General features: G+C 74.3%; 22 protein-coding genes and 1 pseudogene. 9 read left to right on the top strand and 14 right to left on the bottom strand.

Annotated features, from left to right (window positions below):
* The first annotated feature begins 143 nt into the window (after positions 1-143).
* Complete coding sequence (locus ACF1AL_RS27220) at positions 144-1,235, top strand: MerR family transcriptional regulator (RefSeq protein ID WP_391827935.1); 1,092 nt, start codon at positions 144-146, stop codon at positions 1,233-1,235.
* Positions 1,236-1,260: 25 nt separating this feature from the next.
* Here the strand turns inward: ACF1AL_RS27220 and ACF1AL_RS27215 are convergent, their stop codons facing one another.
* The 8 genes from ACF1AL_RS27215 to ACF1AL_RS27180 form a co-directional block, all read right to left on the bottom strand.
* Positions 1,261-2,637, bottom strand: a complete 1,377-nt coding sequence (locus tag ACF1AL_RS27215; RefSeq protein ID WP_391827781.1) for a cryptochrome/photolyase family protein — start codon at positions 2,635-2,637, stop codon at positions 1,261-1,263.
* Positions 2,638-2,642: 5 nt separating this feature from the next.
* Positions 2,643-4,304: an SDR family oxidoreductase gene (locus tag ACF1AL_RS27210; RefSeq protein ID WP_391827778.1), complete on the bottom strand. Its 1,662-nt coding sequence runs from the start codon at positions 4,302-4,304 to the stop codon at positions 2,643-2,645.
* Between the two features lie 180 nt (positions 4,305-4,484).
* On the bottom strand, positions 4,485-4,970 hold the full coding sequence (locus ACF1AL_RS27205; RefSeq protein WP_391827776.1) for an MSMEG_6728 family protein: 486 nt from the start codon (positions 4,968-4,970) through the stop codon (positions 4,485-4,487).
* 31 nt (positions 4,971-5,001) lie between these two features.
* On the bottom strand, positions 5,002-5,235 hold the full coding sequence (locus ACF1AL_RS27200) for a DUF2945 domain-containing protein (RefSeq protein ID WP_391778389.1): 234 nt from the start codon (positions 5,233-5,235) through the stop codon (positions 5,002-5,004).
* A gap of 90 nt (positions 5,236-5,325) precedes the next feature.
* On the bottom strand, positions 5,326-6,225 hold the full coding sequence (locus ACF1AL_RS27195; RefSeq protein ID WP_391827774.1) for an SDR family oxidoreductase: 900 nt from the start codon (positions 6,223-6,225) through the stop codon (positions 5,326-5,328).
* Positions 6,226-6,417: 192 nt separating this feature from the next.
* A complete protein-coding gene (locus ACF1AL_RS27190) occupies positions 6,418-6,870 on the bottom strand; it encodes a hypothetical protein (RefSeq protein WP_366837816.1) in 453 nt (150 codons plus the stop codon).
* A 38-nt stretch (positions 6,871-6,908) separates the two neighbouring features.
* A complete protein-coding gene (locus ACF1AL_RS27185) occupies positions 6,909-8,528 on the bottom strand; it encodes a phytoene desaturase family protein (RefSeq protein ID WP_391820149.1) in 1,620 nt (539 codons plus the stop codon).
* Entirely contained in the window at positions 8,521-9,018 is a 498-nt protein-coding gene (locus ACF1AL_RS27180; RefSeq protein WP_366837814.1) for an SRPBCC family protein, read from the bottom strand. The genes ACF1AL_RS27185 and ACF1AL_RS27180 overlap by 8 nt, the downstream gene beginning before the upstream one ends.
* A gap of 608 nt (positions 9,019-9,626) precedes the next feature.
* Between ACF1AL_RS27180 and ACF1AL_RS27175 the strand changes: the two genes are divergently transcribed.
* The 5 genes from ACF1AL_RS27175 to ACF1AL_RS27155 all read left to right on the top strand — a co-directional run bounded on the left by ACF1AL_RS27175 (position 9,627) and on the right by ACF1AL_RS27155 (position 13,722).
* Complete coding sequence (locus ACF1AL_RS27175) at positions 9,627-11,300, top strand: PP2C family protein-serine/threonine phosphatase (protein ID WP_391820150.1); 1,674 nt, start codon at positions 9,627-9,629, stop codon at positions 11,298-11,300.
* A complete protein-coding gene (locus ACF1AL_RS27170) occupies positions 11,297-12,394 on the top strand; it encodes a B12-binding domain-containing protein (protein ID WP_391820151.1) in 1,098 nt (365 codons plus the stop codon). Before ACF1AL_RS27175 ends, ACF1AL_RS27170 begins: the two co-directional genes overlap by 4 nt.
* A gap of 138 nt (positions 12,395-12,532) precedes the next feature.
* The gene (locus ACF1AL_RS27165; protein ID WP_391820152.1) at positions 12,533-12,760 is read left to right on the top strand and encodes a hypothetical protein; all 228 of its coding nucleotides are present in this window, start codon (positions 12,533-12,535) and stop codon (positions 12,758-12,760) included.
* Between the two features lie 173 nt (positions 12,761-12,933).
* Positions 12,934-13,293: an STAS domain-containing protein gene (locus ACF1AL_RS27160; RefSeq protein WP_391657731.1), complete on the top strand. Its 360-nt coding sequence runs from the start codon at positions 12,934-12,936 to the stop codon at positions 13,291-13,293.
* Positions 13,294-13,461: 168 nt separating this feature from the next.
* Positions 13,462-13,722 (top strand): GlsB/YeaQ/YmgE family stress response membrane protein, encoded by a 261-nt coding sequence (locus tag ACF1AL_RS27155; protein ID WP_366837810.1) that lies wholly within the window; start codon positions 13,462-13,464, stop codon positions 13,720-13,722.
* A gap of 144 nt (positions 13,723-13,866) precedes the next feature.
* On the opposite strand, the gene ACF1AL_RS27150 is transcribed toward ACF1AL_RS27155, so the two are convergent.
* Complete coding sequence (locus ACF1AL_RS27150) at positions 13,867-14,394, bottom strand: ATP-binding protein (protein WP_391699555.1); 528 nt, start codon at positions 14,392-14,394, stop codon at positions 13,867-13,869.
* A gap of 224 nt (positions 14,395-14,618) precedes the next feature.
* Here ACF1AL_RS27150 and ACF1AL_RS27145 point away from each other — a divergent pair, with 224 nt between their 5' ends.
* Positions 14,619-14,972, top strand: coding sequence for a YciI family protein (locus ACF1AL_RS27145; protein WP_366837809.1), 354 nt, complete (start codon positions 14,619-14,621; stop codon positions 14,970-14,972).
* Positions 14,969-16,222: an RNA polymerase sigma factor gene (locus ACF1AL_RS27140; RefSeq protein ID WP_391657733.1), complete on the top strand. Its 1,254-nt coding sequence runs from the start codon at positions 14,969-14,971 to the stop codon at positions 16,220-16,222. The genes ACF1AL_RS27145 and ACF1AL_RS27140 overlap by 4 nt, the downstream gene beginning before the upstream one ends.
* A gap of 88 nt (positions 16,223-16,310) precedes the next feature.
* Here ACF1AL_RS27140 and ACF1AL_RS27135 read toward each other — a convergent pair whose 3' ends face one another.
* The 3 genes and pseudogenes from ACF1AL_RS27135 to ACF1AL_RS27125 form a co-directional block, all read right to left on the bottom strand.
* The gene (locus ACF1AL_RS27135; protein WP_391827772.1) at positions 16,311-18,380 is read right to left on the bottom strand and encodes a putative Ig domain-containing protein; all 2,070 of its coding nucleotides are present in this window, start codon (positions 18,378-18,380) and stop codon (positions 16,311-16,313) included.
* 325 nt (positions 18,381-18,705) lie between these two features.
* Positions 18,706-18,900 (bottom strand): annotated as a pseudogene (locus tag ACF1AL_RS27130) (glycoside hydrolase family 15 protein); the annotation flags it as partial.
* Positions 18,901-19,067: 167 nt separating this feature from the next.
* Positions 19,068-19,604 (bottom strand): hypothetical protein, encoded by a 537-nt coding sequence (locus ACF1AL_RS27125; RefSeq protein WP_391699561.1) that lies wholly within the window; start codon positions 19,602-19,604, stop codon positions 19,068-19,070.
* Between the two features lie 249 nt (positions 19,605-19,853).
* On the opposite strand from ACF1AL_RS27125, the gene ACF1AL_RS27120 reads away from it, so the two are divergent.
* Entirely contained in the window at positions 19,854-20,912 is a 1,059-nt protein-coding gene (locus ACF1AL_RS27120) for a PucR family transcriptional regulator (protein WP_391778380.1), read from the top strand.
* A 189-nt stretch (positions 20,913-21,101) separates the two neighbouring features.
* On the opposite strand, the gene ACF1AL_RS27115 is transcribed toward ACF1AL_RS27120, so the two are convergent.
* Together ACF1AL_RS27115 and ACF1AL_RS27110 are read right to left on the bottom strand one after the other, a co-directional pair.
* On the bottom strand, positions 21,102-21,839 hold the full coding sequence (locus tag ACF1AL_RS27115) for a flavodoxin family protein (RefSeq protein WP_391827770.1): 738 nt from the start codon (positions 21,837-21,839) through the stop codon (positions 21,102-21,104).
* Positions 21,836-22,816, bottom strand: coding sequence for an SMP-30/gluconolactonase/LRE family protein (locus tag ACF1AL_RS27110; protein ID WP_391827768.1), 981 nt, complete (start codon positions 22,814-22,816; stop codon positions 21,836-21,838). Before ACF1AL_RS27110 ends, ACF1AL_RS27115 begins: the two co-directional genes overlap by 4 nt.
* Positions 22,817-23,078 lie beyond the last annotated feature (262 nt).

The following is a 23,078-nucleotide window of genomic DNA, read 5'->3' as shown; positions in this document are numbered from 1 at the left end:
CACCGCGGATGCGGGCCCTTGGTCTTGCTTCAGGGTGCTCACCGGAGGGAGGATGGGACAACTTGCATCGATAGCGCATCGGTACGAGTCGGATCGGTAAGAGTTGCATCGGTAGGACACAAGGCGAGGACGAGGACGTGCGGATGCCCGCGGAGGCCGGGATGACGACCGGGGCGCTGGCCCGTCGTCTCGGCGTCTCACCGACGACCCTGCGGTCCTGGGACCGGCGCTACGGACTGGGCCCGGCGGTGCGCGCCGAGGGCACCCACCGCCGCTGGACGGCCCGCGACATCGCGATGGTGGAGGAGATGTGCCGGCTCACGGCGGCGGGCGCCCCACCCGCCGAGGCCGCCCGCGTGGCCCGTGAGCGCTTCACCGAGTACGGTGGCACGTCACCGGCCCCGGCGGCGCCCCGGACCCCGGCACAGGGCACCCCGGCGCAGAACACCGCGGCAGCGACGGCCGCCCCCTCTGCCCACCCGGAAGCCACCGCGCCGTCATCACCCGCGCTCCCCACGCTCCCCGCCCGCCCCGGCGGCGCCGGAAGCGGGCTGCCGCTCGGCGACGTACGCCAGGAGTGCCGCGGGCTGGCCCGTGCCGCGGTACGGCTGGACGCGCCCGAGCTGGAGCAGCGGCTCACCGAGAGCGTCGTACGGCACGGGCTGCTGGTGGCGTGGGAGGAGGTGATGGTGCCCACGTTGCGGGCCGTCGGCCGCAAGTGGGAGTCGTCAGGCGACCGCTATGTGGAGGTCGAGCACCTGCTGTCCTGGCACATCGCCGGCGCCCTGCGCCGGGCCCCGCTGCTGCTGCCGCGCACCGCACCGGACTCCGGCCCGCCCGTGGTGCTGGCCTGCACGCCCGGCGAGCAGCATTCGCTCGCGCTGGAGGCGCTGACGGCCGCGCTGGGCGAGCGGGGCGTGCCGACCCGCATGCTCGGCGCCGCCGTGCCCGCCGAGGCCCTGCTGGCGTGCGTACGGCGCACCGGTGCGGCGGCGATCGTGCTGTGGGCGCAGACCCGCTCCACCGCGTCCCTGCCGCTGGCCCGCCATGTCGCCGGGCTGGAATGGGGGGCGGCGGGGGCGCGCAGCCGCCCGGTGGTGCTGCCGGCCGGGCCGGGCTGGGACCGGCGGGCGTCCGCGGGCTTCCCGCGCTGCTCCGGTCTGCGGGACGCCGTCGAGACGCTGAGCGGTCTGCACACTGACGACGGCGGCGTGCGCCGCGCGCGGGCGCGCTGATCCGCCGCGGGTGTCACCGGGTGCGTCACCGCTGGGCCGCGCGGGCCCGGCGGAACCGGTCCAGGCCCTCGGACAGGTCCACCACCGGGTCGGGGTAGTCGAGTGCCGCGCGCTCCGGGCCCCGCAGCTTCCATGGTTCGTGCAGCAGCGGGGTGTCCAGGCCGGCCAGTTCCGGCACCCAGCGGCGCACGTACGAGCCGTCGGGGTCGTACCGCTTGGCCTGGAGGACGGGGTTGAGGACCCGGTTCGGCCGGGTGTCGGTGCCGGTGCCGGCCACCCACTGCCAGTTGAGCTGGTTGTTGGCGATGTCGCCGTCGACCAGCCAGTGCAGGAAGTGGGCGGCGCCGATCCGCCAGTCGACGTAGAGGGTCTTGGCGAGGAAGCTCGCGGTCAGCAGCCGCGCCCGGTTGTGCATCCAGCCCTCGTGCCGCAGCTGCCGCATCGCCGCGTCGACGACCGGGTAGCCGGTGCGGCCCTCCCGCCAGGCCTCGATGTCGGCGTGCGCGGTGTGCCGGGTGCGCCAGTTGTCCCGCTTGGTGCGGTAGTCGGCGTGGGCGGCGCCGGGCCGGGCGGCGAGCACCTGCCGGTGGAAGTCGCGCCAGGCGAGCTGCCGTACCAGCGCCTGGGCGCCCGCGCCGTCGCGGCGCCGGGCCCGGTGCACCAGCTCCACCGGGGACAGCGTGCCGAAGTGCAGATGGGCGGAGAACCGGGAGGTGGCGTCGGCGGCCAGGTCGTCCCGGGTGTCGTCGTAGGCGTCGAGTCCGCGTCGCCAGTAGGCGGCCATCCGCCTGCGGCCCTCGGCCTCGCCGCCGCGCGGCAGCGCGGGCGAGACTCCGGCCACCTCGTCGCGCACGGGCAGCGGCTCGCCCCGCACGTGGTCGGGGACGTGGACCCGGCGCGGGGCGCCGACGACGGCGCGCAGCCGGACCTGCTCCCACTGCCGGTGGTACGGCGTGAAGACGGCGAAGTGGTCCGACGAGGACGGGGTCAGCTCGCCCGGTGGTACGGCGACGGTGACCGCGTCGTGCACGAACAGGCGGCGGCCGGCCGCCTCCAGGGCCCCCCGCAGACGGTCCTCGCGGCGCGCGGCGAAGGCGCTGTGCGCCGCCGCCAAGTGCACCTCGTCGGCGTCCGCCTCGGTCACCGCGCGGCACACCTCCGTCACCAGGTCGCCGGAGCGCACCACGAGCCGTCCGCCGCGTTCGCGCAGCGCGGCGTCGAGGTCGGTGAGGCAGTCGGCGAGGAAGGCGCTGCGGTTGGGCGCGTCGAATCCCGCGGCCGCCACGGCCCGGTCGCGCACGAACAGCGGGACGACCGCGTCGGTCGACTCCAGCGCCGCCCGCAACGGCGGATGGTCGTGCAGGCGCAGGTCGGAGGTGAACAGGACGACCGAGACGTGCATGGGCTTCAGCTTCCCTCCGGGGGCCGGCGGCGGCCGGTGCGGACGGGACTGTCTTCCGGCCGGGCGGCGGCTCCGGATGCGGTGCGGGCCCCGTCCCCGCCGCCACCGTCGGCGCCGGGGGCGTCCGCCCCGGGGCCGCGCTCGCGCCGGACGCGTTCCGCGGCCCGCACGATGTTGCGGGCCATGCCGCCGAAGACGACCGCGTGGAAGGGCGAGACGCTCCACCAGTACAGGTGGCCGAGGAGGCCGCGGGGGTGGAACAGCGCCCGTTGCCGGTACCGCACGGGCCCGTCGCCGTCGTCGTCCACCCGCATCTCCAGCCAGGCCAGGCCCGGCAGCCGCATCTCGGCGCGCAGCCGCAGCAGCCGTCCGCGTTCGATCTCCTCCACCCGCCAGAAGTCCAGCGAGTCCCCCACCCGCAGCCGCCGGGCGTCCCGCCTGCCCCGGCGCAGGCCGACACCGCCCACCAGCCGGTCCAGCCAGCCGCGCACCGCCCAGGCCAGCGGGAAGGAGTACCAGCCGTTCTCCCCGCCGATGCCCTCAACGACCTCCCACAGCGCCTCGGCGGGCACCTCGGCCGCACGCTCGCGCACATCGGTGTAGAGGCTGCCGCCCGCCCAGTCCGGGTCGGTGGGCAGCGGGTCGCTGGGCGCGCCCGGCACGGAGGCGGACGACCAGCGGGTGGCGACCTGGGCCTCGCGCACCCGCTCCAGCGCCAGGGAGACGGCACGGTCGAAGCCGAGCGGGTGACCGGGCGGGCTGGGCACGTACCGCTCGATGTCGTTCTCCCGGCACACCACCTCGTGGCGCAGCGACTCGGTGAGCGGCCGGGCGATCGAGGCCGGGACCGGGGTGACCAGGCCCACCCAGTGGCTGGACAGGCCGGGCGTGAGCACCGGCACCGGCACCACCAGGCGGCGCCGCAGTCCGGCGACGGCGGCGTACCGCTGCATCATCTCCAGGTAGGTGAGCACTTCGGGGCCGCCGATGTCGAAGGTGCGGCTGACCTCGGCGGGCAGCCGGGCGCAGCCCACCAGGATGCGCAGCACGTCCCGTACGGCGATGGGCTGGAGGCGGGTGTGCACCCAGCGCGGGGTGACCATCACGGGCAGACGCTCGGTGAGATAGCGCAGCATCTCGAAGCTGGCCGATCCGGAGCCGATGATGACGGCGGCGCGCAGCACGGCCGTCGGCACGCCCGAGTCGAGGAGAATGCGGCCGACCTCGGCGCGGGAGCGCAGGTGCGGTGACAGGTGTTCCTCGGGCACCCCCTGGGGGGTCAGTCCGCCGAGGTAGACCAGGCGGCGCACACCGGCCCGGCGGACCTGTTCGCCGAAGACGCGCGCCGCCTCGCGGTCGGTGCGTTCGAAGTCGTGGCCGCTGCCGAGGGCGTGCACGAGGTAGTAGGCGACGTCCACCCCCCGCATCGACCGCGCGACGGACTCGGCGTCGGTGACGTCCCCCTGGACGATCTCCACCCGGTCCGCCCAGGGGTGGTCGCGCAGCTTGCCCGGCGTACGGACCAGGCAGCGCACCCGGTGGCCGGCGTCCAGCAGTTCCGGCACCAGCCGTCCGCCGATGTAACCGCCGGCACCGGTCACCAGGCAGGTGAGGGGTGCGCCGCCGTGCGGCCCTTGCCCGGTGGTGGAGGGATGGTCGTCGCGCATGTGCCCGCCTCTGCCGCCCGTCGTCGTGTGGTTTCTCCGGTCTCTACGCTGCGGCCGCACTGCCCGGATGCGCGCGGAGCCGGAGGCGGTCGGGTGACGCCGGGGGCGGAAGGCGGTCGGTGACGCCGGGGGTGGGGGGGCGGGAGGTGGTCGGGTGACGCCAGGGGCGGCGGCCGGAGGTCAGCCCGACGGGAGGTCCCGGCCGGCGCGGTCGGAGGCGGGCCAGACGTAGGGCAGGTCGTCGGGTACGCCGGGGAAGCGGGCGGCGTAGATCTCGGGTGCCTTGCGGACCAGCGCGGACTGGTGGCTGCGGTGGAACTCCCGGTTGCCGAGCCACGGCGGCAGTTCCCCGGCCTCGGCCAGGGCCTGCTGGTCGCGTACGGGGGACCCGGGGTGGTGTGCGGCGAATCCGGCGACCAGGGAGGCGGCGCAGCTGTCCTGGTGCCCCAGCTCCCGCCACACCCGGCAGACCTCCAGGCCGTACCGCACGAGCGCTTCCTCGTAGCCGGTCCACATGCGTACGGCCGGGTGGCGGCGCCAGCCGTAGCCGGGCACGGTCAGGCCGCGCAGGACCTGGAGGGCCTCCACCCGCTGCTTGCCCAGCCGGCGCTTGTCGAGGTCGTGGGCCGACCCGCCGAAGTCGGCGCGGGTCAGGAAGGTCTGCATCCCGGGCGTCCGCCTTCCGTACGGTCCGGCGTCACTGCTTCTTCTTCCGCAGCGCCGACGGCTTGTGCACGGCCGTCCGGCCGGACTTGGCGCTGCGCACCTCGAACTGCGGGTCGTCCGGGGAGGCGTCCACGGTGCGGCCCGCGGCCTCGGTCCGGTCGGTGATCTTCCGCTCGACCGTTCCCTCGGTGCTGCTGCCGTGGCTCTTCCAGGTGACCTCGTCGCCTTTGCGGAGGCGGTCGCCGGTGTTCTTCTTGCGGCTCATAGGGGGTCCTTTCACCGGGCCGGGCTGGGCCTGTGAGGGTCGGCCGGGGTTCGCGCTTTCGCGGGTCAGTGGGTCGGTGGGTCAGTGGGTTCAGCCGTCCGGTCGCCGGGCCGCCCGGTCGGCCAGGCCGCCGGCGCCGAGCGGGCCGGTGTCCTCGAAGGGCGCCTCGGCCTCGATGCGGGGCAGTTCGCGGCGCGCGACGCGCAGCACGACGGGCGGCAGCGCGGCGCGCACGGGCTGCACCAGGCGCAGCCACCCCGGCAGGTAGACCGCGGTACGGCGCCGCTCCACGCCCCGGACGATCCGGGCTGCCGCCGCTTCGGCGCTGTGCACCCGGCGGGCGGGCGGCGGCATGTGGGCGCGCAGTTCGCGCAGGACGGCGTACCGGTCGGCGTCGCGCACCATGTCGGTGTCGAGCCAGTTGAGGTAGGCGATGCCCACGCTGACGCCGTGGTGGGCCACCTCGGCGCGCAGGCTGTGGGCGAAGGCCTCCACCCCGGCCTTGGCGGCGCAGTAGGCGCTCATCAGGGGTGCGGCGCCGAGCGAGGCCAGCGACGCGATCTGGAGGTAGTGCCCGGCCGTGGCCAGCAGGTCGGGCAGGAAGGCACGGGCGGTGTGCGCGCTGCCGACGAGGTTCACCTCGACCACGCGCCGCCAGGTCTCCGGGTCCGAGGCGAGGAACGGGCCGCCCTCGGCGATGCCCGCGTTGGCGATGACGACCGAGGCCGGGCCGAGGCGGGCGCGCACGGTGCGGGCGGCCGCGTCGAGCGCCGCCGGGTCGGTGACGTCGGTCTCCAGGGCGAGCGCCGGGCCGGGAAGGGACGCGGTCAGCGCCTCGAGGGCGTCCTTCTCGTGGCCGAGCGCGGCCACCCGGGCGCCGCGGCCCGCGACTTCGCGTGCCAGTGCCGCGCCGAGCCCCCGGGCGGCGCCGGTGACGACCACGGTCCGGCCGGTGAGCGGGCTGCCGTGCGACGAGGGTCTGCTGGGCACCGGTGGCCTTCCTTTCCGCCCGGTCACGTCCGCCGGGGCACGGGCTCCCACCGACCTCTTCGCGGCGGGGGCGCCGACCGGATGCGGCCTCGGAGGGGTCACTCCCCCGGCCCCGGCGGCCGGGACGGGATCATTCCCCCGGCACCGGCGGCCGGGACGGGATCATTCCTGCGCACCGGCGGCCGGGACGGTTCATTCCTCCGGCACCGGCGGCCGGGACGTGTGATGGGGGTGGCCGGGCGTGCGGCGCTGCTCCTTCAGTTCCGCCTCCAGCAGGTGGTCGCGGCCGTCCGCGAGCTGTTCCACGGCGCTCGCCTCCAGTTGCTGGAAGGGCCGGTAATAGGTGGCGTTGTAGGCCTCGACGATCTGGAACGTCCAGTGCCCGGGGATGACGTTGCGGCCCAGGATCTCCTCGCGGACCTTCTGCGCCCACTCGGGGTGGCCCGCCTCCTCCAGCAGTTCCGCCGCGCGGTCGAGCTGGAAGTCGGCGGTGCCGGTCAGCTGGTGGAAGTCGTACAGGCGGCCTCGGGCCCGCTCGGTGGTCTCCAGGGCCTTGGAGAGCGCGCCGAGGGCCTCGACGGTCTTGTCGCTGAGGCCGTCGGGGCGACGGTGGTCCCCGTCGGGGCCGTCGGGGTGCTGCTGCATGGGTCCTCCACGGGGGCTGTGCCGCAGGGGCGTGGTGGTCAGCGAAGGGTGCCGGTGCGGTCGCGGCGCGTCAGGAGGCGTTGCAGGCCGGCCCGACCCGGGGGCAGGTGCCGGCGCAGCGCGGCGCGTGCGGCGTTGGCGCCGGGGGCGCCGTGCACGCCGCCGCCCGGATGGGCTCCGGAGGAGGCGAGGTACAGGCCCGGGACGCAGGTCTCGGGGCGGCCGCTGCCGGGCAGGGGGCGGAAGACGAGCTGCTGGTGGAGGGCGGTCGTGCCGCCGTTGATGGCGCCGCCGGCCAGGTTGCCGTCGAGGGACTGAAGGGTCGGGGGCGCCAGGATCCGCCGGGCGCGGATCAGCGCGCGGAAGCCGGGGGCGAAGCGTTCCACCTGCTGTTCCACGCGGTCGGCCATGCGTTCCTGCTCCTTGGTGTCCCACCGGCCGGTGATGCCCTCGTCGCCGGCGTCGCCGCGGATGTCGTGCGGGACGTGGGTGTAGGCCCAGGCGGACTCGGTGCCTCGCGGCGAGCGGCTGGCGTCGGAGGTGGTCATCTGGCCGAAGAGCAGGAACGGGCGGTCCGGCACCTGGCGCATCGCGATCTGCGCGGCGAACCGGGTGAGTTCGTCCAGGCCGTCCGCCAGGTGCACGGTGCCGGCCCGCCACGCCGGTTCGGCCTGCCAGGGCACCGGGCGGTCCAGCGCCCAGTCCACCTTGAAGGTGGCGAAGTCCCACTGGAAGCGCTTCAGGTCGGCCAGCAGCTGCGCGGGCAGATGCTCGGCGGGCACCAGCTCGCCGTAGAGGGCGGGCACCGACACGTCCGCCAGAACGGCCCGGCGTGCGGCGAACGTCTCCCCGTCGGCCGTACGGACGCCGACGGCCCGTCCGTCGCGTACGACGATCCGCTCGACGCGCTGCCCGCAGCGCACGCGGCCGCCGCGTGAGCGCAGCCGCCCGGTGAGTGCCCGGGTGAGGGCGCCTGAGCCGCCGACGGGGACGGGGAAGCCGTGGGTCTGGCCGAGCATCGCCATCAGCCAGCCGAAGCCTCCGCTGCCGGCCGACTCGGGGGCGAGGTCGGCGTGCAGCGCGTTGCCGGCCAGCAGCAGCCGGCCGCCCTCGCCGTCGAACTCCTCCTCCCCCATCCGCCGCACCGGCAGCACCAGCGAGCGCGCCGCGCGCAGCCCGCCGGCGGCCCGCAGGCGCAGGGCCAGGCCGGCGGTGGCGCGCACCGGCGGGAAGGGGGTGAACAGCGCCTTCAGCAGATCGGGCTGCAGGGCCTGCCACAGGTCGTGCAGTCGGCGCCAGGCCTCCCCGTCGCCCGGCGCGAAGGTGTCCAGGGACGCCGCGGTGGCGTCGAGGTTCCGGTCCAGGACGGCGCAGCGGCCGTCGGTGAGCGGGTGGGCGAGCACGCTGGGCGCGTGGCTCCAGCGCAGGCCGTGGTCCTGCAGCCGCAGCGCGGCCAGGACCGGGGAGGCGGCGGCGAGGGGGTAGAAGGAGCTGAAGAGGTCGTTGACGAAGTCCGGGTCCACGCCCCGGTCGTGCCGTACCGCTCCCCCGGGTTCCGGCTGCTCCTCCAGGACGAGCACGCTCCACCCGGCGTCCGCCAGGACGTTCGCGGCGACCAGCCCGTTGGGCCCGGCCCCGATCACCACGGCGTCAGGCATGACCGGCCCCGGGTGATCCGGAGGCGGCGGCCACGCCGCCCGCGCCGTCCCGGCCGCGGGCCCGCGCCTCGCACAGCCGGGCGAGGCGGGCGAGCATGGTCCGGTGCCGCATCTGGATGAGGATCTCGAAGCCCGCGTTGTGCACCAGACTGCCCGCCCCGCGCAGCGGGTGCTCGTCCACGATGACCAGGCAGTGCTCGCCCCAGGGGCGCAGTTCGAGGGCGATGCGCGCGGTGCCCAGGGGTCCCGCGTGCGCCTCCAGCTCCAGGATGCTGCCCTCCTCGCAGTGGCGTACGACGGTCTCGTTGGACAGGCGCAGCGGGCCGATCGGGATCTCGTAGCGGATCGCGGCGTCCACCTGGGGCCACTGTCCGCGCACCGGTTTCGCCGTCGACGGCCCCACCACCCAGCGCGGATACGCCTCGCTGTCGGCGAGCACCTCCCACACCACGTCGGGGTGGGCACTGATCAGACGGTGACGTACGGCCACGGGCGCCTCCACGGTGTGAAGCCGGCCCTCCGACCGGCCGCTGCCGAGTACCCCGTCTCACCGGTCCAACCGGATCCCCTGGTCACAGCCGCGACGACGCCAGGCGGCGCCGGCTCCGCCGGGAGGGCGCCGGTGGGTCGCGCGCACCGCACGGAAGCGGAGGAGGTCCGGCGCCGGCCCGGTCGTGGGCAGGATCGGCCGGCGCCGGACCGCTGCGCGAGCAGGACGCCGGCTGCTCGGAAGAGGTCGCAGACGGAACGCGCGCGCACTGTACGTGTGCCTTCGCGCACGCACCGTATGCGTCGCTCGTGCGAGTGATCATCTCTTGGGCCATCCGCAGGGCACGCCCGGCGCGCCAAGGCGTACGCCCGTGCGAAACCCTCGACGTTCCGGGCCGCCGGCTGCGCGGTGCGCACCTCTCCTGGACCTGATGCTTCGTCAGCACGACCGGGTGGGGTGGCTCCGGCCTTCGCGGTGCGTGGTCCGGCCGCCGAGGCGCTTGCTTCGTAAGCCTGCATGCGGGAGCGTGAACCACAGGACGTCTGTCTTCAGCGTCTGTCTTCTGTCGTAGAGAGGTGGTGGGGCGCGCCGATGGCGCGCCCCCGCGTGTGTTCGATGCCAGCGGCTCCCCCGCTCCTTCCGCCGGCGCCGTCGTCCAGGACGGCGCGGCGTGGAATCTGGCCCCCTACCCGGCGCTCGTCACGGACCGGGACGGCACCGTCGTGGAACTCAACGGCGCCGCCCGGGCGTTGTGGCCGCGCGCCGCTGCCGGTGACCGTCTCCACGACACCGTGCCGTCCTGGCTGACCGAGGCGCACGAGCGGCTCGCCGAGGACCCCTCGGCGACCGTGCGGCCGCTCCACGGGGCCGTCGCCGACCGCCACTTCGAGGCCCGTCCCACGGCCCGTGACGACGGCCGTGTGGTGTGGTGGCTCGTCGACGACACCGACCGGCGGATCGCGCGGGCGGCTCTCGCGGACGCCCGGCGCCGCTCCGAGCTGCTGTCCGAGGTGGCCGGCCAGTTGCTGTCGACGCTGAACCTGCCCCGCTGCATGGAGATGACGGCGCGCATGGCCACCGACCATCTCGCCGAGGCCGCCGTGCTCGTGGCCCCGCCGCAGGGGCACCGCCACTGCCTCACCTACGCCCATCGCGGCGGACCGGTGACCCGGGTGATCGCCCAGGTCGACGTGGACCGCGTGCCCGGCCTGGCGGAGGCTCTGCAGGGGTTCCCCCCGGTCCCGGCCCGCTGGATCGACCCGGCCGTCCTGCCCGACTGGGTGCGCCCGCCGGACCTCACCGAACCGGTCGGCTCCGTCATCGTCACCCCGCTGCCCGGGCACGGGGTGCCCGCCGGTGCGCTCATCCTGCTCCGCTCCGGCCACGAACAGGCCTTCAGCAGCGACGAGGAGCTGTTCGCGCGGCTCTTCGCCGCCCGCGCCGGTGCCGCCCTGTCCGCCGCGCGCCTGTACACGGAACAGGCCTCCATCACCACCACCCTGATGCGGGAGCTGCTGCCGCCGACGCTGAAGAGCGTGCACGGCGTCGACTACGCCGGCGCCTACCGCCCCGCGCGCGACAACGAACGGATCGGCGGCGACTTCTACGACGTGCACCCCGGCGCGGATCCCGATCAGGAGACCCTGGTGGTGCTCGGGGACGTGGCCGGCAAGGGCCTGGAAGCCGCGGTGCTCACCGGCAAGATCCGCAACACCCTGCACGCCCTGCTGCCGCTGGCGGCGGACCACCTGCGGATGCTGACGCTGCTCAACGGGGCGCTGCTGTCCTCCCACCACACCCGGTTCGCCACCCTGGTGCTGGCCTCCGTGCGCCGGCGCGGCAGCGAGGTGCGTCTGCGGCTCACCAGCGCCGGGCACCTCGCGCCGCTGATCGTGCGCGCCGACGGCACCGTCGAGGAGGCCCTCACGCACGGCTCGCTCATCGGCGCGCTGCCGAAGGTCACCGCCGTCAGCGCGGAGCTGACGCTGGGCCCCGGGGAGACCTGCGTGCTGTACACCGACGGGGTCACCGAGGCGCGGGGCGGCCCGCTCGGGGACGAGTTGTACGGCGAGCGCCGGCTCCAGCGTGCCGTCGCCGAGTGCGCGGGCATGCCGGCTCAGGCGGTGGTCGAGCGGATCCAGATGCTGACCGCCCAGTGGGTGGGCCCGGGCAGCCACGACGACATCGCCACCGTCGCCATCGGCGCCCCGCGTTCGCCGGATCCGGCGCTGATGCGGGATCAGGCCCGCGCCGGTGTCGCGGACACGAGGAGGAACGGGTGAGCGCTCCCCCGGTGACGACGACCGGGTCGCTGGTGGAGGAGGTGTGGCAGGCGGTGGCGCACGGCGACGAGTACGCCGCCGTCGACCTGGCTCGGGGTGCCCTGGCCGACGGCGTCGACGAGGAGACGCTGCTGCTCGACGTGATCGCCGTCGTCCAGCAGCGGGTGGGCGCCGAGTGGGCCGCGGACCGTCTGACCGTCGCCCAGGAACACGCGGCGACCGCCATCAGCGAACGGGTGGTCACCGCCCTGGCGCTCGCCCGCCCCCGTGCCGCTCGCCGCGCGCCCGCGCCGCGGGGCCGGGTCACGGTCAGCTGCGTGGACGGCGAGTGGCACGCGCTGCCGGCCCGGCTGGTCGCCGAGGTGCTGCGGTTGCGGGGCTGGCAGGTGGACTACCTCGGCGCCCAGACACCCACCGCGCATTTGGTCGCGCACCTGCACCACACCGGCTCCGAGGCGGTGCTGCTGTCGGGTTCGCTGCCCACGCACCTGCCGACCGCGCACGCCGCCGTCACCGCGTGCCAGGCCGTCGGCGTGCCCGTCATGGCGGGCGGCAGGGCCTTCGGCCCCGACGGGCGCTACGCCCACGCCCTGGGCGCCGACCGCTGGGCGCCCGACGCCCGCGCCGCGGCGGCCGTCCTCGACGACGGGCTGTGGCCGCCGGACCCGGCGTCGGCCCGGCAGGCCGTGGACGACCTGCCGCACCTGGCGGACCAGGAGTACACGTTCGTCGCCCAGTCCCGCAGCCGCCTGGTCAGGCAGACGCTGACGGAGCTGGAGGAGCGCTTCCCGGCGCTGCGCCACTACACCGACGAGCAGCGCGAGCACACCGCGCAGGACCTGGCCCACATCGTCGACTTCCTGGCCACCGCCCTCTACGTAGACGACCCGGACCTGTTCACCACCTTCCTCACCTGGACCGCCGATGTCCTGCACGCGCGGCGGGTACCGCCGCACTCGGTGACCGTCGCCCTCGACGTCCTCGGCGCAAGCCTGCGCGACTTCCCCCGGGCCCTGCGCCTGCTCCACGACGGCACCGATGCCCTGAAGGGCCACACCCCGACCCCGGCCCCCGGTCCTGCCCCCACCGCATGACCGACCCGACCACCGCACTGCGCCTCACCGTCACCGCCGGGCCCACGAGCTGACCGTCGGCGTGGCCGGCGGCCTCGACCCCGACACCGGGGCCGGCTCGTCGACACCGTCACGCGGCACCTGGCCCACGGCCGGGACGTGCGCTGCGTCCGGCTGGAGTGCGCGCTGCCGACCTGGATCGACTCCGTGGGCCTGTCGGCGCTGCTGATGGTCCATCGGCGCGCCGACTCCGGCGGCTGCCTGCTGCGCCTGGACAACCGGCCCGCCCTGCTGGACCGCCTCCTGCGCCAGACCGGCACCCTGGACCTCCTCACGGCCCTGCCCGACCCGGACGACGACGGCGCCGCCGGGGTCCCGGCCACGTGATCCGCACCACGCCGGCAGGCCGCCCGCCCGGTGACGGCGCGGCCTCGCACGCGCGCTCGGGCGCCGGTCTCGCGTTCCCGAGGCAACTCATCGCCCGGACGGGGTAAAAGGATCACAGGAGCAGACGGCACCGGCGCCGTCGCGCGAGCGGACCAGGGGCACGAGGACGACGGATGCATCGGGAGAACAGGGCGACCGTGAAGGTGACCTGCCATGACCGAGTCTTCGAGATCACCGTGCGGGGCGATATCGACTACGACGAGGGCGACCTGTTGCAGGCCGCCTGGGCCGAGGCCGAGGAGTCGGAACGCCCGGTGACCGTGGTGGACCTCTCGCGCGTCACGTTCGCCGACAGCGGGCTGCTCAACGCCCTGCTGGAGGCGTGGCACCGTCACCGGGCCGACGGCCGCGAACTGATCCTGCTCGGCCCCTTCCACCCTCATGTGGAGCGGCTGTTCATGCTCACCGGCACGCGCGAGCACTTCAACGTCACCGACTCGCGCGCCCGCGCCCTGCGCGCGGACGGCCGCTGACACGGCCTGCGGACGGCCAGGCGTACGGACGGCGAGTGTGGGCATCCGGGAGATGCACCGACGGTGCAAGGGACTCACCGGTGGATCCCCGCAGGTGGACCTCTCCGGTGAGACCCGATCCACCACTCATCCGTGAAGTGCACGGATGAATCAGGGAGGGAGAAAAGCGTGTCGTTTCTCTGGGCCATCATCGCCGGTCTGATCATCGGCCTGCTCGCCAAGCTCGTCATCCCCGGCCGCCAGCCGATCCCGCTGTGGATGACGGTCCTGCTCGGCATCGTCGGCGGAGTCGTCGGCAACCTGCTCGCGACCGCCTTCGGGGTGCGGGACACGGGCGGCATCGACTGGATCCGCCACATCCTGCAGATCGGTGTCGCGGCGGTGCTGATCTCCCTCGTCACGCCGATGTGGGCGCGGCGCCATGCGTGAACCGGGACATCCGGCCTCGTGGGCCTCTGGCCGACGGGGCCGGCCCGGTCCCGGGCGGGCGCCCGCCCGGGGCCGCGCCCGGGCCGCCGGACGACGAGGGCGGCCCGCCCCCGGTCCGGCTCCCGGTCCCGCCTCGGGTCCGGATCAGCGGCCCGCGCCGCGGTGCCGGCCGGCCGGCAGCCTGGCGCCGACGGGCCGCTGACGTCCGGCCCGCTCCTCCTGCGAGGGATCGGCCAGGGCGATCCGGGCGGTGACGCGCTTGCCCGTCGGTTCCCGCTGCGCCTCGAACTGCTGCACGACCGCCATCACGATCTCCAGCCCGTGCTGCCCGACCCTCGACGGATCGGCCGCCCGGGCCACCGGCAGTTCCGGATCGCCGTCCCGTACGACGACCTCGACCAGGCCGCCGGCGACCGCCAGCTCCATGAGCACCGGTCCGGGTGCGTACTTGCGGGCATTGGTGACCAGTTCGCTGACCACCAGCCGGGTGATGTCCATCGCCCGGTCCGACACCGCGACGCCGTACTCCTCGCGCATCCGGGTCAGAAATCCGGCCGCACGCCGACGCGCCTCGGCGATGCATCCGCCGCCGCCGTCGAGCGTGACGCTCTCGCGCATCGGCTCGCGGTCGGCCACATCCTCACCGCCCGTCGCTGAATTCACCGGGTCCATTCGCGTTCCCCCGTTCTGAGCCCACGTCTTCCCGCCCAAGGGCCGTACATGCCCGGCCGTGGCGCCGACGCTCCCGCCGCGTCCCGGCACCGACGGTCCTTCCATGCGACACCTCGGCGCACACGCCCCCTACCCTGACCCAAGAATTTTCCATCGTCCTGTCGATTCCGCCTCCGGCCGTTCGTCATACCCGCGTCACCAGTCCGACGCACGAGGAGCGTGTCATGAAGTACCTGCTGCTGATCAACACATCGTCGCCCGACTCCACCGAGGAACAGCCCGCCGAGGGACCGACCGTCGAGGAGTTCATCGCCTTCGACAAAGCGGTCTCCGACGCCGGCGTCAAACTCGACGGCAACGCCCTCGACCTCTCGAACGCCACCACCGTACGCGTGCGCGTCGACGGGGAACGCGTGGTCACCGACGGGCCGTTCGCCGAGACCCGGGAGATGGTGGGCGGCTACTACCTGATCGACGTCCCCGACCTGGACGCCGCGCTCGACTGGGCGGCCCGCTGCCCGGGCGCCCGCTACGGCACCGTCGAGGTCCGTACCGTCTGGGAGCCGGACCTGTCATGACCGGGCAGCGAGCGGCCCGCTCCGTCGAAGCGGTGTTCCGCGAGGACCGCAGCAGGCTGCTCGCGCTGCTCGCCGCCCGGTTCGCGGACCTCGACCTCGCCGAGGAGGCCGCCTCCGAGGCGATCGAGGCCGCGCTGGAGCGGTGGCCCCGTGACGGGGTGCCGGACAAGCCGCTGGCATGGCTGCTCACCACGGCACGCCGCAAGGCCATCGACCGGATCCGGCGCGACCGGGCGTACGCGGAGCGGCTGGCGGTGCTGCAGGTGGAGAGCGACCGGGCCACGGCCCCGGCACCCGACGAGGCCGGCTTCGACGACATCCCCGACGAGCGGCTGCGGCTGTTCTTCACCTGCTGTCACCCCGCGCTCTCACCGGAGGCCCGCACCGCGCTCACCCTGCGCTTCCTCGCGGGCCTGACCACGCCCGAGGTGGCCCGGGCGTTCCTGGTGCCGACCGCCACGATGGCCCAGCGCATCGTGCGCGCCAAGCGCAAGATCCGCAGTGCCCGCATCCCCTTCCGGGTGCCGGGTCCGGACGAACTCCCCGCGCGCCTGCCCAGTGTGCTGCGGGTCGTCTACCTCGTCTTCACCGAGGGATACGCCGCCAGCTCGGGCGACGACCTGCTGCGCCCGGACCTGGCCGACGAGGCGGTGCGGCTGGCGCGGATACTGCACCGGCTGCTGCCCCGGGAGCGTGAGGTGACGGGGCTGCTCGCGCTGCTGCTGCTCACCGACGCCCGGCGCGCCGCCAGGACCGACGCGGACGGCAACCAGGTCCTGCTGGAGGACCAGGACCGCGGTCTGTGGGACGCCGACCTCATCGCCGAGGGGCAGCGGCTCGTCGTGCGGGCGCTGACCGGGCCGGGGGTCGGCCCGTACGCGGTGCAGGCGGCCATCGCGGCGCTGCACGACGAGGCGCCGGACGTCGCGTCGACCGACTGGCCGCAGATCGTCGCGCTGTACGACGTGCTGCTGCGGATCGAGCCGTCCCCGCTCGTGGCGCTCAACCGGGCGATGGCGATCGCCATGCGCGACGGACCCGAGGCGGGCCTGCCCCTGCTGGACGCCCTCGCCGGCGCGGCGGAGCTGCGGGACTACCACCTGCTGCCCGCCGCCCGCGCCGAGCTGCTGGGGCGCCTGGGCCGCACGTCCGAGGCGGCCGACGCCTACCGGGCGGCCCTGGCCCTCGTCGGCAACGAGCCCGAACGCGCCACCCTGGCGCGCCGGTTGGCGCAGCTCACCGATCCCTGAGAGCGCGGCCGCGGGTCACCGCCTGCGGGAACGGCGTGTCCCGCACGCGCGAGGTGCCGCGTGCGGGACACATCCGGTTTCCGTGCGGTCAGCCGGTCGTCAGGGCGGTGTCGTCCACGACGAAGCTGGTCTGGAGGGAGGAGTCCTCCACCCCGTTGAACTTCAGGGTGACCGTCTGACCCGCCAGCGAGGACAGGTCGAAGGTCTTGAGCGCGTAACCGGAGGCGGCGTTGACGTTCGAGTACGTCGCCAGGGTGGTGGAACCGGCGGTGACCGTCAGCTTGTCGTAGGCGGTGCTGCCGGTCTCGGCGGTGTCGATGTGCAGGTAGAAGGTGAGCGTGGCCTTGCAGCCGGCCGGGATCGTCACCGACTGGGACACGGTGTCGGTGTGCGAGGAGCCGTAGCCGTCCAGCCAGGCCTTGTAGGAGCCGCTGTGCGCCGCCTCACCGGTGTCGTTGGTGATGACGCCGCTGGTGGCGCTCCAGCCGGTGGCGCCCGACTCGAAGCCGGGGTTGGCCAGCAGCTGGGAGGAAGTGCAGGTGCCGCCGGAGGAGCCGACGGTCCAGGTGAAGGACGCCGAACCGGAGGCGCCGGTGGCGTCCGCTGCGGTGACGGTGACCTGGTAGGTGCCCGCGGTGGACGCAGTACCGGAGACGAGTCCCGTGGAGCTGTTGATCGACAGCCCCGTCGGCAGGCCGGAGGCGCTGTAGGTGAGGGCCGCGCCGGCGCTGTCGGTGGCGTGGATCTGGAGGCTGACCGAGGAACCGGTCGTGGTGGACTGGCTGCCCGGGTTGGTGACGGTCACCGTGTTGCCGCTGACGGAGCCGGCGGTGAAGGCGGCGGTGCCGTTCGGGGTGCCCCAGCCGGTCGGGCCGTCGTAGCCGGTCCTGGCGGTGCAGAAGTACGAGGTGGAGCAGGAGCCGTTGGAGCCGCTGGTCACGTCGTACAGGTTGCCGGTGTGCTGGTAGGGGTACTTCGCCGGGTAGTCGCTCGTGCCCGGGGTGCCGGCGAGGGCGTAGACGCCGGCGACGATCGGGGCGGAGGCGCTGGTGCCGCCGTAGACCGCCCAGCCGGAGCCGCCGTAGGTGTCGTAGACCGCGACGCCGGTGGCCGGGTCGGCGACCGCGGAGACGTCGGCCTCCATGCGCTTGGCGCAGCCGGTGTCGGTCTGCCAGGACGGCTTCGGGTCGTAGGCGGAGCAGCCGGAGCCGGTGCCCTCGGTGGAGCTGGTGTGCCACACCGACTCGCTCCAGCCGCGGGAGTTGGCGGCGGTGGTGAGCGCGGTGCCGCCGACGGCGGTCACGTACTGGGAGGTCGCCGGGTACTCGGCACCGTAGGCGGAGTCGCCGGAGGAGACGGTGATGGCGACGCCCGGGTGCTTGAAGTACTGGGTGTCCTCGGTGGTCTGGGAGGACGCCTCGGAGCCGCCCCAGCTGTTGGAGACGACCTTGGCGCCGAGCGCGACGGCCTCGTTCTCCGCTATGCCGAGGTCGGTGTCGTTGGCGGAGTTCGCCTCGACCAGGATGATGCTGCAGTTGGGGCAGACCGCGCTGACCATGTCGAGGTCGAGGGCCTCTTCACCGGCCCAGCCGGTGTCGTTGGTGGGCAGCGAGGTGGTGGAGCCGGTCTGGCTGACCTGCTTGAAGCAGCCGTTGGCCTTGGTGCAGGAGGACAGGCCGTAGGTGGAGCGGTAGGTGGCGAGGTCCGCCTCGGCGTTGGGGTCGTTGTAGGCGTCGACGATGGCGACCGTGATGCCGGAACCGCCCGTGGTGGGCAGGTTGTAAGCGCTGTGCAGGTTCGCCGGGGACAGGCCGGAGGGGGTGGCGGCGGCGAGCGCGGAGGCGAGCCGCTGCTTGATGTCGGTACGGCGCTGGGCGAAGCAGGAGGCCTGGCCCGGTGCGGCCGTGGCGCACAGGTGGGTGGTGGGAACCTTCTGCCCGGCCTTGCCGGTGGAGTGGTACGTCTGCCGCTCGGGGGCGGTCAGCGCCTTGGTGTTCTGCGCGGCCCGGGTGGCCTGCGGTGCGGGCGCGGCGGTGGGTGCCGCCCCGGCGGTGGGTGCCGCGGTGAATCCGGCGACGGTCAGGGCGAGCGCGGGGAGTGCGACGGCGACGAGTCTTCGCAGACTCCTGCCGCGCGTGCTCGGGCGTGACTCACGCATGGGGGTACTGCCTCCGTTGTGATGTGGGGATGCGCACTGGGTGGGCAGGCCCGTGACGCGCGTAGCGGCGGCGGTACCGCGCAGTCATGAGCATGACACTCAACCCCGTCTGCCGATTGAGCTTGACATGACAGGGTGCGGGAGGAACGTAGTCCCGGCGGAGCGCGGACCGGCAGTGCCGCGGGGAATTCTTTGCCCCTCCATAGGATGGGATTGGCCCCGTCATTGGAGGCGACTGGGCCGGCCTTGAGGCACCGGCCCCGAGCCCCGCGGCCACGCACGCGCCGTACCGCCCTCGATCGCCTCCCCGTCGGCCGGCCGGCCCTCCGGGCGGTCGGCTCTCCAGCCGGTCCAGGGCCTCGTCGAGCGCCGTCGTCGCCGTGATCAGGGCGAGGTGGGTGAAGGCCTGCGAGAAGTTGCCCAGTTGCTCACCCCGGGGGCCGATCTCCTCGGCGAACAAGCCGACATCGTCGGCGTAGGTGAGCATCTTGTCGAAGGCGTACCGGGCCTGGTCGATGCGGCGCTGCTGAGCGTGGTGGCGCCCCTGGTGTGGGTGCCGTTCATGGTGGTGTCGTACCGGTCGTCGACCCGCCGGTGCTCGCCGCGCTCTCCCTGCTCACGGGGTGGTGTGGCTCGTCCACCGCTTCCGCCGGGGCGACGACGCCTCCGGCCCCTGACGGAGGCCGGTCACGCCACGGCCGTCACCGGCGGGCTCGCCGCCGTCGCCGCCGCCAACTGCTTGATCCTGCGGCGGACGACGTACAGCGGGATCACCCCGAACACGCCGAACGACATGTCGATCAGCGACCACCAGAAGGGGATGCCGCGCAGCGGCCCGCAGATCAGCGCGAGCGGGATGACGCCGGCGCAGGCGATCATCCCGAACTCGACGACCCAGATGTTGCGGACGGGGTCGCGGTAGGGGCCGTAGAAGGCCACGGCGATGACCAGGTGGGCGAAGGCCAGCCAGTCGGTGCCGTAGAGGAGGAAGGGGTAGCGGGCGTCGGCGGTGTCGAGTCCGGCGCGGACCCGCTCGATCCACCGCATCAGCCCCGGCAGGTGCTCGGGCGCGGACAGCGCGCGCAGCACCGACTCGGCCCAGCGCAGTTCGTGCACCAGGGGGAAGGCCGTGGCGCCGCTGAGCACCAGGCAGACGACGAAGAGGACCAGCCAGGCGCGAACGCCCCTCAGCAGGGCGGCCGTTTCGCCGCTCGTATCGGTCATGGCGGCAGCATACGCCGGGAGTTGAACACGTTCAAAAGAGGTGGTCGGCCGGGTCCCGGCTTCCACGCAGCCGGTGCCGGACACCTGCCGGTGTCCGGCATCGGATCCTTCCGTGGTGCTCCCCGAGGTCATGGTGCACGCCCGGGCGGCGAGGGCGCATTGCCGGTTTCCGGCAGCGTTCATTAGGGTCTTGATGCCGGTGGACCGCCGAACAACCGCCACCGGTACGCGACATCCAGGGGGAACGCCTTGACCGACTCGGAGATACCCGAGCACTACCTCGACGGCTGCGCACGGATCCTGGCCGAGGTGTCGGCCACCGGCCGGCGGCTCACCCGAGAGGAGGTCGCCTTCCGCCGCTCCCTCGGCGAGCAGGCCGCGGAGGCCGGATACGGGCTGCGCAGCCTCGTCCACGCACACCTGTCCGCGGCCCGGGAGGCCTGGCCGCACACCGTCGGCTCCGGCGCGGACACGCTCGCCGCCCTGCAGCGCATGGTGGACGCCTTCGCCGAGGGCTACGAGCGAGCCCAGCGTCTGGCGGTCCGTCAGGAAGTGGCGGCCCGCCGCGAGTTCGTCGACGACCTGCTGTACGGGCGCAGCGACCTCGGCCGCCTCGCCGAGCGCGCGGAACGCTTCGGGCTCCGGCTCTCCCACGCCCACGCGGTAGCCGTCGCGCAGGGGCCGACGGCGTACGAGGAGGGCGATCCGGTCCCCCGGCAGGTGGAGCGGTCGCTCCTCACGCGCTTCGGTGACCGCGACATCCTGATCACCACCAAGGAGGGCCGGCTGCTGTGCATCGCACCCGGCCACCAGGACGAGGTGCTCGCCTTCTTCGCCAAGCAGGCGCACGCCGCGACCGACGGCGGCCGGGTGGCCGTCGGCCGCGCCCAGCCCGGCCCGGGCGGTGTCGTCCACTCCTACGAAGAGGCCCTCAACGCCTTGGAGATGGCCGAGCGGCTCGAACTCGACGAGCCGGTACTGTACGCGGCCGACCTGCTCGTCTATCCCGTTCTGACCCGGGACCGGCAGGCCATGGCCGACCTCGTGCTGAACACGCTCGGTCCGCTCACCACGGCCCGCGGCGGAGCCGAACCGCTGCTGCAGACGCTGACGGTGTACTTCGACGCGGGATGCGTGGCCGCCGAGGCGGCCAGGCGCCTGTCGCTGAGCGTGCGGGCGGTGACGTACCGCCTGGAGCGCATCCACCAGCTCACGGGCGCCGACCCCGCGGACCCGGCCCACCGCTACAAACTCCAGACCGCGGTCATCGGGGCCCGCCTCCTGGACTGGCCGGCCCGCGAGCTCTGACGAGACGGCCCTGGGACCGCCGGAGACCTAGGGGGTGTCTCGTCGATCACGCCGGATCAGGGAGCGGCGTCTGGCGCCGTGCATCGCAAGGCGGAGGAGGGAGCCGATGCGGAGCATCGGGGACCGACGACAACGCGGCGAGGTGCGGTGCCAGACGTCGCGAGCCCGGCGTGATCGACGAGACACCCCCTAGCGGTGCTCGGGGTTCTCGTAGTCGTGGCGGCAGCCCGCGTCCCAGGCGGTGCGCTGGTTGCCGTAGGCGGGGATGCCGCCGAGGTCCTTCAGCGCCCGGGCCAGGTGCAGCAGGTTCCAGGTCATGAACGTGGTGTTGCGGTTGGTGAAGTCGTTCTCCGGGCCGCCCGACCCGGGGTCGAGGTACGACGGGCCGGGGCCGGCCTCGCCGATCCAGCCGGCGTCCGCCTGGGGCGGGATGGTGTAGCCCAGGTGCTGCAGGCTGTAGAGGACGTTCATCGCGCAGTGCTTGACGCCGTCCTCGTTGCCGGTGATCAGGCAGCCGCCGACCCGGCCGTAGTAGGCGTACTGGCCGGCGTCGTTGAGCAGGCTGGAGCAGGCGTAGAGGCGCTCGACGACCCGCTTCATCACCGAGCTGTTGTCGCCCAGCCAGATGGGCCCGGCCAGGACGAGGATGTCGGCGGCCATGACCTGCCGGTACAGCTCCGGCCAGGCGTCCCTCTCCCAGCCGTGCTCCCGCATGTCGGGCCACACCCCGGTGGCGATGTCGTGGTCCACCGCCCTCACGACGTCCACCCGCACGCCCTGCGCGTCCATGATGGCGGTGCTCTTGTCGATGAGGCCCTGGGTGTTGCTGGTCTCCGGGGAGCGCTTCAGGGTGCAGTTGACGATCAGGGCGCGCAGGTCGTCGTAGCGGGCCGGCGGCGCCTCCGTGGCCGGCGTCGGGGCGGTCACAGGCCCCGTCCCTGGCGGGTGGAGAGACGGGCGAGCAGCAGGTTGGGGTCGCTCAGGGTGAAGTAGGCGGCGCTCGGCACGTAGACCGTGTGGCGGCGTACGGCGACCGAGGTGGGGTTGGACAGTCCGTCCTCGCGCCGCAGGACGACCCGGTGGCTGCCGTCGGGGCGGACGACGACGAGTTCGCTGTCGGTGTTCAGCGCGGCGAGCACGGTCTCGTCGCGGCCGGCGAAGGCGAAGTCGTCGATGCCGCCGAGGTCTCTCGCCCTGGTCGCCGTGGCACCGGCGGAGCCGTCCGCGCGCACGGGGATGCGCAGGAGCGTGCCGCGGTCGGTGTTGGTCACCCACACCGCGTCGTGGCGGACCTTGATGCCGTTGGCGCCGAAGCCGGCGACCGGCGGGGGCAGCGGGGCGAGCGCGGGTCCGCCGGCCCAGACCGTGGGGCGGCCGCCCGCCTGTGGGACGCGCCAGACGACGCCCCGTACGGAGTCGGCGGCGTAGAGGATGCCCCGGTGCTCGTCCAGGGCCAGGCCGTTGGGCAGCCCGTCGGGCGGCAGCTGCGCGATCTGCCGGGGGGCGCGGCCGTCGGGGGCGATCCGCCAGATGCCCGTCCTGCTCGTGCCGGTGGCGTAGGCGACGTACAGCGTGCCGTCGTGGGCCCGGGCGATGCCGGAGACGATGGCGCTGCCGATGAGGGGCGTGTTCGGGTGCGGCTCGGCCGGGAGGGTGGCGCGGACGCTCACCTGGCCGAACCGGGTGACGTGGGCGACCTGGCGGGCGAAGGCGAAGGTGAGGTCGGCCGAGCCGTCCGGCTCCAGCGCGATGTTCTCCGGTGTCTGGCCGGCGGCCAGGTCGAAGTGGGCGACGATGCGCGGGGCGGACACGATCGGCTCGCCGCTCGCCGCCGGCGCCGCGGCCAGGGCGCCGAGGGCGAGGGCGGCGGTGGCGGCACCGGCCAGACGGGGGAGTCGGAGCATGAGGCCCTCTCTGGGGATCGGGGGGACACGGCCGTACACGGTGAGCGTCAATATGACGATCGGCCGGCCGGTGTCGTCCGAAGCCGGGCCGTCAGGTCACCCGCGCGGCGCACGACACCGGCCGCGGCACGCGCCCTCCCGGCCGGGGCGCGCCGCGGCCCACGCCCGCGTGCACTGCTCCATTGGTGTGCGATCGTCACGTGAACGGCCGCGTGTCGCTCGCTCCGGGCCCCGCGCCGGTCCGTGTACCGCGAGGATGGCG

This window comes from Streptomyces sp. NPDC014801, assembly GCF_043082085.1.
Lineage (GTDB): Bacteria > Actinomycetota > Actinomycetes > Streptomycetales > Streptomycetaceae > Streptomyces.
Note: the sequence above shows the minus strand (reverse complement) of the source record. Positions and strands in the feature narration are given on the sequence as shown.

Coding starts and splice junctions, on each gene's coding strand:
- ACF1AL_RS27210 (WP_391827778.1), bottom strand. CDS start 4,304: ATGCGCGACGACCATCCCTCCACCACCGGGCAAGGGCCGCACGGCGGC.
- ACF1AL_RS27110 (WP_391827768.1), bottom strand. CDS start 22,816: ATGCTCCGACTCCCCCGTCTGGCCGGTGCCGCCACCGCCGCCCTCGCC.
- ACF1AL_RS27125 (WP_391699561.1), bottom strand. CDS start 19,604: ATGACCGATACGAGCGGCGAAACGGCCGCCCTGCTGAGGGGCGTTCGC.
- ACF1AL_RS27200 (WP_391778389.1), bottom strand. CDS start 5,235: ATGAGCCGCAAGAAGAACACCGGCGACCGCCTCCGCAAAGGCGACGAG.
- ACF1AL_RS27145 (WP_366837809.1), top strand. CDS start 14,619: ATGAAGTACCTGCTGCTGATCAACACATCGTCGCCCGACTCCACCGAG.
- ACF1AL_RS27185 (WP_391820149.1), bottom strand. CDS start 8,528: ATGCCTGACGCCGTGGTGATCGGGGCCGGGCCCAACGGGCTGGTCGCC.
- ACF1AL_RS27135 (WP_391827772.1), bottom strand. CDS start 18,380: ATGCGTGAGTCACGCCCGAGCACGCGCGGCAGGAGTCTGCGAAGACTC.
- ACF1AL_RS27190 (WP_366837816.1), bottom strand. CDS start 6,870: ATGCAGCAGCACCCCGACGGCCCCGACGGGGACCACCGTCGCCCCGAC.
- ACF1AL_RS27205 (WP_391827776.1), bottom strand. CDS start 4,970: ATGCAGACCTTCCTGACCCGCGCCGACTTCGGCGGGTCGGCCCACGAC.
- ACF1AL_RS27220 (WP_391827935.1), top strand. CDS start 144: ATGCCCGCGGAGGCCGGGATGACGACCGGGGCGCTGGCCCGTCGTCTC.
- ACF1AL_RS27215 (WP_391827781.1), bottom strand. CDS start 2,637: ATGCACGTCTCGGTCGTCCTGTTCACCTCCGACCTGCGCCTGCACGAC.
- ACF1AL_RS27160 (WP_391657731.1), top strand. CDS start 12,934: ATGCATCGGGAGAACAGGGCGACCGTGAAGGTGACCTGCCATGACCGA.
- ACF1AL_RS27140 (WP_391657733.1), top strand. CDS start 14,969: ATGACCGGGCAGCGAGCGGCCCGCTCCGTCGAAGCGGTGTTCCGCGAG.
- ACF1AL_RS27150 (WP_391699555.1), bottom strand. CDS start 14,394: ATGGACCCGGTGAATTCAGCGACGGGCGGTGAGGATGTGGCCGACCGC.